Source organism: Nostoc sp. DedQUE07, assembly GCF_034530975.2.
In the GTDB taxonomy this organism is placed as follows: domain Bacteria; phylum Cyanobacteriota; class Cyanobacteriia; order Cyanobacteriales; family Nostocaceae; genus Nostoc.
Genome location: NZ_JAVRCC020000033.1, coordinates 21563 through 33633 on the forward strand (window position 1 = coordinate 21563; position 12071 = coordinate 33633).

Sequence of the window (12071 nt, forward strand, 5' to 3'; positions counted from 1 at the left end):
GTAAACTTATTGTATTTGCAGTTGTTTTACTGACAGTAAGTGAAATAGAGTCGAAACTGCAAAACCTAGATGACAATTAAACAGGATCTAGTATAAGAAACGGGAGATAAACGGTCGTGGCCAAAAAAAGTGAAGCAGAATTGCCAGAAACAGCAAATGGGTTTAGCTTTGGCAACTTCATACAGGGAACCAAAGAAGAGCTTGAAAAAGTAGTTTGGCCCAGTCGGAAACAGATAGTGAGCGAATCCGCCGCTGTGTTGTTAATGGTGGCACTTTCCGCATCTTTGATATACTTGGTCGATGGATTGTTTGCTTGGGCAGCAAAACAGGTGTTCTAATGAGTTTTGCAACAGATGAACCACGCAACTCAATGTTGCAGTCAGAAGAAACAGCAGAAGCAGAAGCAGCAGAAGCAGCGTCAAAAGAAGCACGCTGGTATGCAGTACAAGTAGCTTCAGGCTGTGAGAAGCGTGTAAAGACTAACTTAGAGCAACGCATTCAAACTTTTGATGTCGCTGACAAAATTATCCAAGTAGAAATTCCGCAGACGCCAGCGGTGAAAATCCGCAAAGATGGCAGTCGCCAGCATACAGAAGAAAAAGTTTTCCCTGGCTATGTGCTGGTGCGGATGATGATGGATGATGATACTTGGCAGGTGGTACGCAACACCTCTCATGTAATTAACTTTGTCGGTTCAGAACAAAAACGTGGTAGCAGCAAGGGTCGCGGTCATGTCAACCCCATACCACTAAGTTCTTCAGAAGTTGAACGTATATTCAAACAAACCAGCGAACAAGAAGCTGTTGTCAAAATTGACATGGCTACTGGTGATAAGATAATGGTGCTTTCTGGTCCATTTAAAGACTTTGAAGGCGAGGTAATTGAAGTCTCTCCAGAACGGAGTAAACTTAAAGCCTTGCTCTCAATTTTCGGCAGGGATACACCAGTAGAATTGGAATTTAATCAGGTAGAGAAACAGAGTTAAATACAAATGGCGAAGAAAGTAGTGGCGGTCATTAAACTGGCCCTGAATGCTGGAAAAGCCAACCCAGCACCGCCAGTTGGTCCCGCCTTGGGTCAACATGGTGTCAACATCATGATGTTTTGTAAAGAGTACAACGCCAAAACAGCAGACCAAGCTGGAATGGTGATACCTGTAGAAATTTCGGTTTTTGAAGACCGGAGTTTTACATTCGTACTCAAAACGCCACCCGCATCAGTACTGATTCGGAAGGCGGCGAAAGTTGAAAAAGGCTCAAATGAACCCAACAAAAAGAAAGTTGGGTCAATAACCAAAGCACAATTGCAAGAGATAGCCCAAACCAAACTCCCCGACCTCAATGCCAACGATATCGACGCGGCAATGAAGATTGTGGCAGGAACGGCTAAAAATATGGGTGTAACAGTTACGGATTAGTCATTGGTCATTGGTCATTAGTCATTAGAAAAAATCAACAAATCACAAATGACAAAGGACAAATGACAAAAGACAAATAACTAAAAATTATCGGGGGAGAGGCGAGGCTTCGGAATTACCCCAGGAGAACAAATGCCAAAAATATCGCGTCGTTTGCAGGGTCTGCAAGCAAAAGTAGAAGAAAAAGATTATCAACCCCTAGAGGCTTTAGCCCTTCTTAAAGACACAGCAACAGCTAAATTTACCGAAGCTGCTGAAGCGCATATCCGGTTGGGAATTGACCCCAAGTATACAGACCAACAGTTGCGGACAACGGTAGCACTGCCCAAAGGTACAGGACAAATCGTCCGCGTGGCGGTGATAGCCAGAGGAGAAAAGGTCAACGAAGCAAGCAACGCTGGTGCTGATATAGTTGGATCGGAAGAACTGATTGACGAAATCCAGAAAGGTAGAATGGATTTTGACAAGCTGATTGCCACGCCCGATGTGATGCCACAGGTGGCAAAGCTGGGTAAGTTGCTTGGGCCGCGTGGTTTGATGCCATCGCCCAAGGGTGGAACCGTAACATTTGATATCGGAAGTGCGATCGCAGAATTCAAAGCAGGTAAATTAGAATTCCGGGCCGATCGAACTGGTATTGTCCATGTTATGTTTGGTAAGACAACCTTCTCGCCTGAAGATTTGTTAGTCAACCTGAAGGCATTGCAGGAGACAATTGACCGTAACCGTCCTTCAGGAGCTAAAGGCCGTTATTGGCGCACATTTTATGTGTCAGCCACAATGGGGCCATCAATTAAAGTTGATATCAGTGCCCTAAGAGATTTGAAACTGAGCCAAGCAAGTTAATTTTTAGTCATTAGTCATTTGTAAAGGCAAAGGACAAATGACAAAGGACAAATGACAAAATTAAATAAGCAAAGCCGGAGACAGCAGGTGCTAACAGCTTAAATATCCTGCCGAGGTTAAAACTCTAATTGTCAGAATTACCACCCATAAAGGTGTGATAACTATGGCATCACGAGTCTTACTACTCAACCCCGGCTAACTTAGCCGGGGTTTGTTGTTTGGATTCAGGTTGAGAAAAAACACACAACTAGGGCACTTCCCCGATTGTTTTAAGGAGGTGAGATTGGAATGGGTAGAACAGTAGAAGATAAAAAAGAAATAGTTGCTGACCTCAAAGAAACTTTGAGTGAGTCAACTCTGGCACTGGTAATTGACTATCAGGGGCTAACAGTTTCGGAAATCACAGACTTACGGCGGCGGTTACGTCCCAGTGGCACTGTTTGTAAGGTGACGAAAAACACTTTAATGGGCATTGCTATCAAAGACGATGAAAAATGGCAGCCTTTATCGGAATTGCTCAATGGTTCTTCCGCCTTTTTGCTGGTAAAAGATGATTTTTCATCGGCAATTAAGGCGTACCAAGAATTCCAAAAAGTCACCAAGAAGACAGAACTTCGCGGTGGTGTACTGGAAGGTCGCCTACTCAAAGAACCTGATGTCAAGGTACTAGGAGACTTGCCATCTAAGGAACAACTCATCGCCCAAATTGCTGGGGCTATCAATTCCTTGGCTACCAAGATTGCTGTGGGTATCAACGAAGTTCCTGGTTCGCTGGCTCGTGCTTTGCAGGCTGTGGCCGACCAAGAGCAAAGTGGTGGTAGTACCGAAACTGCTGCTGTGCAAGATAGCGGCACCGAAAGCACTGCTGAAGGTGATAGTAGCACTGAAACTGCTGCTGAATAGACTTCGTGGTTCATCAGTCAAAAGTCAAAAGTCTATAGTTAAAGACTAATGACCCATGACAAATAAATAATCAAAATTACAGGAGTTATATCAATGTCTGCTACAACCGATAACATTTTAGAACAACTAAAAACTCTTTCTTTGCTGGAAGCTTCTGAATTAGTCAAGCAAATTGAAGAAGCTTTTGGTGTAAGTGCTGCTGCACCTGTTGGCGTAGCGTTTGCAGGCCCTGGTGCTGCTGCTGCTCCTGCTGAAGAAGCTGTTGAGCAAACTGAGTTTGAAGTCATTCTCGAATCAGTCCCAGCTGATAAGAAGATTGCCGTACTGAAGATTGTCCGCGAATTGACCGGTTTGGGTCTGAAAGAAGCTAAAGACTTGGTGGAAGCTGCGCCCAAGGCAGTTAAAGAAGGTGTTGCTAAGGATGCCGCTGAAGATGCTAAGAAGCGCATCGAAGAAGCTGGCGGTAAGGTGACTGTTAAGTAGTCACAATTCTATTACCACTTTTTTATTAAGGAGCCTAAGTTAGGCTCCTTTTTTTATCGTAGAATCTTATGTTGCAGAGAAAAATAGTATTAAGTATTACAACGCTAATTTGTTGTTAAAAAAGCAAGGGTTAGATTAAGTTGGGTTGATTTGCTTTCTTACCCATTGACGAAATGCCCTAAGCGTTGGGCTTCTACCTAAAGTTCGGCTTTGTTCGACAAACCAGGGAATTTCTTCAACAGTGGGCAAGTTGGGAAAAATAGAACTAATTTCAGACTCAATGTATTTGCCATCCTGAAGAATATTAATTTGTAGCTTGCCATTTTCATATCGCCACAGTTCAGGAAATCGCAATGCTTCGTAAGCATCTAGTTGAGTTTTAGAAGTAACATCAACTTCAATTGCTAAGTCAGGTGGCGGGTCAACCCTCAAGTCTATTCGCTCTTTACCAATCATTTGAGCATGATTTTGAATGTAGAAAGAGTCATCAGGCTCTACACCAAAAGCCATATCTTCACGCTTGAAAGTGGTTGAGCCAAATGTTTCACAGTCAATTTCTAACTCTTCCAAAAGAATTTTTACCAAATCTCCAATGATGATTTTGGCTTTCTCATGCTTTGGTAATGGCATTCTCATCTCCAGAGTTCCCTGGCTGTAAGCCAATCGAGTGGTTCGATGGTCGCCAAGTTCTTCTAAAATCGCCTCAAATTCTTGCCAGCTAACATCGTGGAGTATTACTCTATGTCCCGGCGGAACACTTAATTGTCTTAATTGAAGTGTTACCATTACTTACTATTGAAATTTTAGGTTGAAGCTTGCAAAAGCCAATATTAGACTATCGTAGCAAGGAATAATATTGTACTACTAAACTTGCGATCAGATATGCAAAAAATAAGCACTGTTAGTCGAGCTGTATTTCAGGGAAAACTATAACTATAACTTCTCTATTAAAACAAAATTGAGAAATAATTATGGATTTAAATGGATTAATTTGGACTAAAAACGTAAAACCTATAGATGGTGAAAATTGGGCTTATCACAGTATACCTACCATATATCCAGACTTAAAGATTTTTGCTTTACATTGGAGAAATTTAGAAAATAAAGACGAAATAAATGCCAAAACCCCACAAGAAGGTGAACTGATAATTTTAAGACAACGTAGCAAAGTAACCCACATTGTTCAAATCCTGAACAATCAACTTTATCCTGACAAAAATGCTGAAGATGAATTTAATATTTATCGTATTGTCCAAGTAGTTTGGATGACGGATAATTGGGATCATTCTCCAGATAAGAATACAGTATTTGGTTATGATATTAATTTCCCTCCCAATGGAAAAGCAATAAAGTTGGAAAATATACAAGGATTCCAAGAACGGTGGAATACAAAAGGATTAACGTTTCAACAGCACGTTCAAAACCTATTAAAAATTAATTAACAAAAAGCCCTGCACCTTTAAGTGCATGGCTTTGATTTTAAATAAATCCAAAATTACCTGCCCTTTCTATGAATAACTCGTTCAGTAAGCTTTTCCGGCACTATTAGAGATGGTCATATTTTCGATGGAAAGAACCAACGCCAAGAGTGAACGTAGCAAATAATGTATAGTGTATTTTGCATATAATTAAAATTATATCAAGCTATTGACCCGATCGGAAACTTTTAAGGTTTTGAGATTCCTGTTTATGGCTGGATCATAATAGGTACTGCGCCTTTTTCAGAACCAATAATTACCAGCTTAGAATTATTAGATTGAGCTAGCTTTTCTGTAGCTTCAATCGCTCGTAATTGCAGCACTTGGTTGCTAAGTCCATTTGAGAGAATTTTTTGGGAATCTGCTATACCTCGCGCTTCAATCAGCTTTCGTTCTGCCTCTTGACGCTCTTTCTCTAAAACAAATTTCATCTGCTGATTTTCTTGCTCTGTCTTCAGTTTATTTTGAATTGCAGCTTGTAGAGAATCAGGCATTTTGATGTTTCGTAAAAGAGCTTCCTCAACGAGGAAACCCAAAGCTGGTATCTCTTGGGTGAGTTGCTGGTCAATTTTTTGGGCGATTTCTTGGCGTTTGGTAGAGTAAATAGCATTGGCTGGGTAGTTTGCCGTGATGGCGCGGACAGTAGAGCGGAATCTGGAAATCACCAGTTGTGTTTCATCAGTTCCAATTGTTTTATATACTGTAGCTGCCTTTTGTGGATCGAGCTTGTACTGAAGACTGACATCAAGATTTAGGCTCAAACCTTCTTGGGATGTTGCATCTACATTTTCCTTTATATCCTTAAGGCGAGTAGAAAAATTCAGCACCTTGCTAAAGGGGTTAAGCAAGTGGACACCAGGATTAAGAGTAGTTTCGGAAACCTCACCAAAGAAATTGACGACACCGACATTACCAGGTGGGACAATCACCAAAAGCCTAGAAAAAGAATTTAGTACTGCAATGCTGCCAATCAATATCATAATTGTGCGTATTACTAAACGCGACCTTTCATCAGATATCCTATCTGTATTGAGATAGACGAGAATTGCAATTAGGCTAGTTACAAGAGATACTATAAAGCCCATGAGTTTTTTGTGTGTAGTTAAGACGAATATGCTTAATCACATAATTCCCAAATGCTTTTATGAAATTTATATCATTTCACACAAGTTAGAGGTTTATGAATTCTTTTATAGATTGAAAAAGATTCCCGACTTTTCTCAGAAGTCAGGAATCTTAGCTTTGAAGCGATGCCTGCGGCGGGCAAAGCTTACGCTACTCTACAATTAATTCAAAATCGAAAATTATACCAATTCAATTAATGATTGCAACACATCTTTGGGTAAAGACGCGACGCCAGTCGCTACAACGGGGGGAACCCCGCAACGCGCTGGCTCATGAATCGCGTCTCTACAAATGGTCTATTTATCGCATTCTTTTTTCAAATTGGTATTACTTGCCGTTGCCGTTACTACCATTGCCATTGCTATGAATGACGCGTTCGGCAAGCTTTTCGGGTACTTCTTGGAGATGGTCATATTCCCAGTGGAAGGAACCAACGCCAAGAGTGAGCGATCGCAGCTCTACAATAAAGTTTTGCATCTCTGCTTGTGGCAAGTATGCAGAGACATTATCCCAGCCTTGCCAATCGTTTCTACCCTCATAGCCTAAAATTTGCCCCCGTCTACCACTCAACAGTTGCAGCACTTTGGAGGTAAATTCGCTCGGTGTGGTAACATCTACCCGCAAAATCGGTTCTAACAAGGTAGGTTCTGCTTGGGCTATCCCCGTTTGCATTGCCAATCGGGCAGCTTGCTTAAATGCTTGTTCGGAACTGTCAACGTTGTGATACGAACCATTAGTCAGAGTTACCGCCACATCAACTATTGGGAAGCCTAAAGGCCCGTGTGTCAAAAATTCCCGCACGCCCATTTCTACGCCGGGAATGTACTGTTTAGGAACCACGCCGCCGACAATGGTTTCATTAAAGTTAAAACCTGTACCGCGTGGTAAGGGCTTGATTTCGAGAAAAACATCACCAAACTGTCCGTGACCACCGCTTTGGTGTTTGTAGCGCCCATGAACTGAAGCCACTGTTTTGCGGATGGTTTCCTTGTAAGGCACTTGCGGCAAGTGGGTTGTCATTGGCAAGTTATATTTGCGGCGCAGTCTGTCTAAGGCGACTTGTAAATGAATCTCGCCTTGACCCCAAAGAATAACTTCGTGGGTATCGCCATGTTGTTCCCAAGCAAGTGAGCAGTCTTCTTCTAATAACTTGGTGATGGCACTGCTGAGTTTAACTTCATCGTTGCGTTTTTCTGGTGTAATAGCCAGAGCATACACGGGTTCCAACTCTACAGCTTTGGGTAATTTTATTGCCGACTGCTGTTCTATAGAGATTGTATCGCCTGTCTTAATTCCTTCTAAACGGCTCAATGCGACAATTTCACCAGCACTAACTTGGTTAACTGACTGCTGTTGTTGTCCCATCAGGCGGTAAATTCCACCAGTGCGAATGCCATTGAGGACGATGCCATCAGTTAATTTGCCGCGCCAAACACGCACCAGAGAAAGTTTGCCACCTTGGGGAGTGTAATAAGTTTTTAATACCTGCGCTAAAGCTGTATCACCTTTGATGTTTTTTAAACGACGTTCTGCTGTAGTTTCTGGTTCGGGGGCTTCCCGTAACAAGGCTTCTAATAGAGGTCTAACACCATAATCTTGTTCTGCTACACCAAAGAAAACGGGCACTACTAAATCTGCCCCTAATTCCATTTTTAAATCTTTGAGGATTTCCTCTTGAGGAGGTTCGATATCTTCTAAAAGTTCTTCGAGTAAATGGTCGTCAAAATTTGCTAAGGCTTCGAGCATTTCTGCCCGTGCTGTATGTTCTTCTTCTTTTAAACTTTCGGGGAAGGGAATGGGATCGGCAGGTGCGCCGGGATGATATTGATATGCCTGTTCGCTCACCATATCAATAAAGCCGGTGAGTTCTTCCCCGTTCACGATCGGAAATTGATGTGCTACCAGGGGACGGCTAGATACTGCTTTTAGGGCGTGCAACGTTTCTAAGACGTGAATATTTGCCCGATCCATTTTGTTGACGAAGACGAGGTGGGGAATTTCCCAATCGTCCAGGAATTTAAATAAAGGGGCGAGGGTAAGGACTCGTTCGCGGATGGGTTCGCAAACTACAATTGCTGCATCGACTCCGATTAAAGCATTGTACGTTTCTTGGGCAAATTCTATGCTTCCCGGACAGTCAAGAAAAGTGAAGCGAATGCCGTTATACTCAGTGCTAGCGGCGCTGACTTCTACACTCATGTGGCGATCGCGCGACTCGGCTGCACTATCTCCTACTGTATTGCTGTCCTTAACACTGCCTTTGCGGGAAATTGCCCCTGTGACAAATAACAAGCTTTCTAGTAAAGTGGTTTTTCCACTTAAATAAGGCCCGACAATTGCAACGTTCCGCGAACCCGATTTTACTTTTTCGTTCATAAAACCTCCCTTGCGGTAAGTCTTTTATAACCGCATGATTCTGTATATATCAAGGGTTAAAGAAGAATCCAGCTATTCTGAATTCAGGATTCATAAATCTTGACAGTAGCAAGTCCGCGAGGGTCTTAAACCGATTTATTTCTTTGCCAGTCGTACAGAATTCCCAGCTGAATTCTGGCTCCTGACTCCTGAATTCTATTTGAACAAAATGGTTCTCTGGAGTCAAAATTACCCCTTCTTTAATTCGTTATTATCCTCCCTTTAATCGAAAGTTAAAAAAATTGTAGCCTGTCGTAAGATTTAGCTTAAGAAAAGTTAAATATCACAAATCTTTATCCCAAATCAAAAACTTTTGTAAAAAACTTTTTATGAAGTAAATTTAACTGAAAGTGTTGTGAGTCCGAAAATCAATGAGATTATCATTCTTTAAATATCGCATAGCAGGGTTAGTAAGTTTGATGCTGGTTATGAGTATTTCCTCCCCCTCTCTTGCTTTATCTCCTCCTATCGCCTCAAAGCTGGCACAATCTAATCCTAAAACTGCTGTAGACTGGTTAAACCAAGGCTTACAAGCAATTCAGGCGGGAAAGGTACAAGATGCGATCGCCGCCTTTAAACAAGCAGCTAAATTAGATCCAGCATTGGCACCAGCGCACTATAATTTAGGGTTAGCATTCCGACAAACGGGACAATTACAACCCTCTGCGGATGCATTTTATCGAGCGACGCAAGCCGATCCGAAATTTGCTCCAGCTTTTGCTAATTTAGGCGGAGCGTTGTTAGAAGGGAATAATTTCAAGTTAGCTAACGATTACTTGCAACACGCCTTAAAACTCGATCCCAAACTCGGATTTGCCCACTATAACTTGGGGTTAGTACGAGAACAGCAACGAGATTGTGAGAAAGCGATCGCATCTTTTAAAAAAGCCGTAGAATATAGCAAAAATGCACCAGAACCTCCTTACCATATAGGGATGTGTTATCTCCAACAAGGTAAACTCGACCAAGCTAGAAGTGCATTTTATCAAGCATTAAAAATTAATCCCAAGTATCCAGAAGCTTACTACAATCTCGGCTCGATTTTTTTTCAACAAAGTAAATTACAAGAGGCATTAGAGGCTTTTAGAAAATCAGCTGAAGCTAACTCTAACTATCCCAACGCTTATTATGGTGCTGGGTTAGTTTTTATCCAGTTACAGCAATATGGCGATGCAGTACAAGTATTACAATTTGCTAGAGATTTATACAATGCTCAAAAAAATCCCCAGTGGGCGAAAAATGCCGAGCAATTGTTACAACAAGCACAAAATTTCAATTACCAACCTCGCTGAGGCAGAAAAACTTAATATTGCATAAGATAAAACTATTGGGTTGACTCGCTGGTGTTGTCTGAACTAGTCCCGATTGGAAAAATGTACATGCAAAAGCGCCAGAAAAGCCGATTTTTATTTAGCGATCGCTGGCTCGATCGGCAATCAATTGTTCGCAACATGGAAGCCTTTCAAGACTTAATTGTGATTGTTTTGTGTTTGGGTTTGTTCGCCGTCATGCTAATCCAATTGTGGGGGATAGCAATCGCCCTCATGCAGCCACTAGACTATAAACATGTGACCGCAAAAATACTATTTGTGTTGATTTTAGTCGAGTTATTTCGACTATTAATGGTCTATTTGCAAGAACATAGTATCTCTGTAGGAGTAGCAGTTGAGGTAACAATAGTATCTTTGCTACGAGAGGTAGTCGTTCACGGAGCGCTGGAAATTTCTTGGGTTAATACGCTTGCAATTTGTGGTTTGTTATTTGTTTTGGGTGGACTACTCGTGGTGTGCGCTAAGACACCACACATGGATTGTATGAGCGCTAACACTAAGTTTTGTCCGGTTGTGTATAGGGGAGGTAGAGAACGACAAAACGAGTTGGAATTACAGTATTCACGTCAATGTGATGAGAATCAACCCCTTGGATAAATTGTTATGAAAATGGGGAGTGGGAGAGATGCGATTAATCACGTCTGTACCGGGGAGTGGGTAAAAGTATTTTCCCACTCCCCACTCCTTTGTATGAGGCTGTATCAGGAAATTATTTTTGCAAGTTACTTCCGACGTATTGAAATATACTCTTTTTGGAAGATGAATCGCTCTTTAAGGGTGAATATAACGTTAATTAGAAATTCTAAAAGAGGTTCAAGCAATGGCTACAAATACAGGTAACGGACAATCTCAAACAGCGATTAGCGACTTGGAGTATGATTTTATCACCGTTTTGCACAATAAGGCTGAAGCTGTTAAAGCTTACGATACCTACATCAAAGATGCAGAACAAGTAGGTTCTCAACCTTGTGTAGAGTTGTTCCAAAAATTGCGGCAATCTGATATTGAACACGCACAAGAGATTCGCCAACATCTACAACAAGTGCTGCAACACGGTAAGATGTAACCCAGGTTTTGAGTTCGTAGGCGTAAGCCCGTCGTAGACATCGCTTCTGGTTTAGCTAAAACAAAAAGAGGCGATGTTTAAAACAGGCTATTGAGCGTTACACTTGCTGATTAAATTAGAGGCAAGCACTGCCCAGTATAAGATAAACTAATTCTGGGCTGCTTGCTCTACTTGCGCCACCGTTAAATCGAGAGCCACCGCTACTTGTTCTACACTCAATCCCAATGCCAACAATCGGGGAATAGCTTCTAACTTAGCTTCCTGGCGACCTTCCTGGCGACCTTCTTCTAAGCCGTCTTCCTTGATTGATTGATACATCCGTGTTTTTTTGAATTCGTCGTCTATACCCAACATTTCTGCTAACTCCTCTCGGCTTAACCGGGTAAATTTGTACAACAGAATAGTCTCTATCAATTCTACAATTTGCTTGCTGGTAGATTCATCTGTCAGTTGTTGCCTTGCTTGTAAAATCAATTCTCTACCTTTGTCAAGGGCTGTCTCTTCTCTTTCGATAATTAATTTAACGATCGCAACTTGAAGTGAGTTCTCCCTCGTATCTAATTCATCTAGATAAATGCGTTGCACTTGTGAACTGTCTAGCAGCAGCTGATACGGTAGCCGATCGTTTGGATCTAAACTTCGTTGCGGATATATAACAACTGCACGCCAAAAATTGACTGATTCGTTTTGACGTAAGTAAAGGAAGATTTCGGCAAAGAAGCGTCTATAAAAATTTGCGTCTAATTGAAACTGAACTTCAACAAAGTAAAGTGGTTGGTTTGTGGTTTCACTTGTGGGGATGAATACCCCATCAATCCTGAAAGCAGTTTCTTTTAGCTCGACTGAAACAAATTGATATGCGTTGATATTGGCAGTCGTGTCGCCAATTATGGCAAAAAATATGCTAGGAAAAGCTTGAAATAAGCTATAAAATATTTTGTCAGTTTGCACCTAAATTTAGTCAAGGGAACATTGAATATTAAAAGTCTACCAAAAATAGTGTAACT

General features: G+C 41.6%; 14 protein-coding genes and 1 other annotated feature. Of the genes, 10 read left to right on the plus strand and 4 right to left on the minus strand.

From position 1 onward, the window contains the following. Window positions 1–116 precede the first annotated feature (116 nt). From secE to rplL, 6 genes are all read left to right on the plus strand, one after another. Window positions 117–338 carry a preprotein translocase subunit SecE gene (gene secE, locus RMZ95_RS22680; protein ID WP_322671077.1) on the plus strand — a complete coding sequence of 74 codons (222 nt, stop codon included), beginning with the start codon at window positions 117–119 and terminating at the stop codon, window positions 336–338. Then, the gene (gene nusG, locus RMZ95_RS22685) at window positions 338–985 is read left to right on the plus strand and encodes a transcription termination/antitermination protein NusG (RefSeq protein WP_322671076.1); all 648 of its coding nucleotides are present in this window, start codon (window positions 338–340) and stop codon (window positions 983–985) included. The genes secE and nusG overlap by 1 nt, the downstream gene beginning before the upstream one ends. A gap of 6 nt (window positions 986–991) precedes the next feature. Beyond that, entirely contained in the window at window positions 992–1417 is a 426-nt protein-coding gene (gene rplK, locus RMZ95_RS22690) for a 50S ribosomal protein L11 (RefSeq protein WP_094348918.1), read from the plus strand. 132 nt (window positions 1418–1549) lie between these two features. Beyond that, a complete protein-coding gene (gene rplA, locus RMZ95_RS22695) occupies window positions 1550–2263 on the plus strand; it encodes a 50S ribosomal protein L1 (protein ID WP_322671075.1) in 714 nt (237 codons plus the stop codon). 56 nt (window positions 2264–2319) lie between these two features. Next, window positions 2320–2488: a sequence feature (ribosomal protein L10 leader region), on the plus strand. 63 nt (window positions 2489–2551) lie between these two features. After that, complete coding sequence (gene rplJ, locus RMZ95_RS22700; protein WP_322686263.1) at window positions 2552–3166, plus strand: 50S ribosomal protein L10; 615 nt, start codon at window positions 2552–2554, stop codon at window positions 3164–3166. A 93-nt stretch (window positions 3167–3259) separates the two neighbouring features. Next, window positions 3260–3649: a 50S ribosomal protein L7/L12 gene (gene rplL / locus RMZ95_RS22705; RefSeq protein WP_322665357.1), complete on the plus strand. Its 390-nt coding sequence runs from the start codon at window positions 3260–3262 to the stop codon at window positions 3647–3649. 135 nt (window positions 3650–3784) lie between these two features. On the opposite strand, the gene RMZ95_RS22710 is transcribed toward rplL, so the two are convergent. Beyond that, window positions 3785–4435 carry a Uma2 family endonuclease gene (locus RMZ95_RS22710; RefSeq protein ID WP_322686262.1) on the minus strand — a complete coding sequence of 217 codons (651 nt, stop codon included), beginning with the start codon at window positions 4433–4435 and terminating at the stop codon, window positions 3785–3787. Window positions 4436–4620: 185 nt separating this feature from the next. Between RMZ95_RS22710 and RMZ95_RS22715 the strand changes: the two genes are divergently transcribed. Next, window positions 4621–5091, plus strand: coding sequence for a hypothetical protein (locus tag RMZ95_RS22715; RefSeq protein WP_322686261.1), 471 nt, complete (start codon window positions 4621–4623; stop codon window positions 5089–5091). Between the two features lie 245 nt (window positions 5092–5336). On the opposite strand, the gene RMZ95_RS22720 is transcribed toward RMZ95_RS22715, so the two are convergent. Then, complete coding sequence (locus RMZ95_RS22720; RefSeq protein ID WP_322686260.1) at window positions 5337–6212, minus strand: prohibitin family protein; 876 nt, start codon at window positions 6210–6212, stop codon at window positions 5337–5339. A gap of 367 nt (window positions 6213–6579) precedes the next feature. After that, window positions 6580–8628, minus strand: a complete 2049-nt coding sequence (locus RMZ95_RS22725; RefSeq protein WP_322686259.1) for an elongation factor G — start codon at window positions 8626–8628, stop codon at window positions 6580–6582. A gap of 410 nt (window positions 8629–9038) precedes the next feature. Between RMZ95_RS22725 and RMZ95_RS22730 the strand changes: the two genes are divergently transcribed. The 3 genes from RMZ95_RS22730 (at window position 9039) to RMZ95_RS22740 (ending at window position 11064) form a co-directional block, all read left to right on the plus strand. After that, window positions 9039–9959, plus strand: a complete 921-nt coding sequence (locus RMZ95_RS22730; protein ID WP_322686258.1) for a tetratricopeptide repeat protein — start codon at window positions 9039–9041, stop codon at window positions 9957–9959. Between the two features lie 81 nt (window positions 9960–10040). Continuing rightward, window positions 10041–10595 carry a phosphate-starvation-inducible PsiE family protein gene (locus tag RMZ95_RS22735; RefSeq protein ID WP_322686257.1) on the plus strand — a complete coding sequence of 185 codons (555 nt, stop codon included), beginning with the start codon at window positions 10041–10043 and terminating at the stop codon, window positions 10593–10595. Window positions 10596–10818: 223 nt separating this feature from the next. Continuing rightward, window positions 10819–11064 (plus strand): hypothetical protein, encoded by a 246-nt coding sequence (locus RMZ95_RS22740; protein ID WP_322686256.1) that lies wholly within the window; start codon window positions 10819–10821, stop codon window positions 11062–11064. A gap of 147 nt (window positions 11065–11211) precedes the next feature. On the opposite strand, the gene RMZ95_RS22745 is transcribed toward RMZ95_RS22740, so the two are convergent. Further along, window positions 11212–12015, minus strand: coding sequence for an Rpn family recombination-promoting nuclease/putative transposase (locus RMZ95_RS22745; protein ID WP_322686255.1), 804 nt, complete (start codon window positions 12013–12015; stop codon window positions 11212–11214). Between the last annotated feature and the right edge of the window lie 56 nt (window positions 12016–12071).

Bases quoted from the DNA above. Each gene is read 5' to 3' on its own strand.
- RMZ95_RS22730 (WP_322686258.1), top strand. From the start codon at position 9,039: ATGAGATTATCATTCTTTAAATATCGCATAGCAGGGTTAGTAAGTTTG.
- RMZ95_RS22740 (WP_322686256.1), top strand. From the start codon at position 10,819: ATGGCTACAAATACAGGTAACGGACAATCTCAAACAGCGATTAGCGAC.
- RMZ95_RS22720 (WP_322686260.1), bottom strand. From the start codon at position 6,212: ATGGGCTTTATAGTATCTCTTGTAACTAGCCTAATTGCAATTCTCGTC.
- RMZ95_RS22725 (WP_322686259.1), bottom strand. From the start codon at position 8,628: ATGAACGAAAAAGTAAAATCGGGTTCGCGGAACGTTGCAATTGTCGGG.
- rplL (WP_322665357.1), top strand. From the start codon at position 3,260: ATGTCTGCTACAACCGATAACATTTTAGAACAACTAAAAACTCTTTCT.
- RMZ95_RS22735 (WP_322686257.1), top strand. From the start codon at position 10,041: ATGTACATGCAAAAGCGCCAGAAAAGCCGATTTTTATTTAGCGATCGC.
- RMZ95_RS22715 (WP_322686261.1), top strand. From the start codon at position 4,621: ATGGATTTAAATGGATTAATTTGGACTAAAAACGTAAAACCTATAGAT.
- rplA (WP_322671075.1), top strand. From the start codon at position 1,550: ATGCCAAAAATATCGCGTCGTTTGCAGGGTCTGCAAGCAAAAGTAGAA.
- rplJ (WP_322686263.1), top strand. From the start codon at position 2,552: ATGGGTAGAACAGTAGAAGATAAAAAAGAAATAGTTGCTGACCTCAAA.
- rplK (WP_094348918.1), top strand. From the start codon at position 992: ATGGCGAAGAAAGTAGTGGCGGTCATTAAACTGGCCCTGAATGCTGGA.
- RMZ95_RS22710 (WP_322686262.1), bottom strand. From the start codon at position 4,435: ATGGTAACACTTCAATTAAGACAATTAAGTGTTCCGCCGGGACATAGA.
- nusG (WP_322671076.1), top strand. From the start codon at position 338: ATGAGTTTTGCAACAGATGAACCACGCAACTCAATGTTGCAGTCAGAA.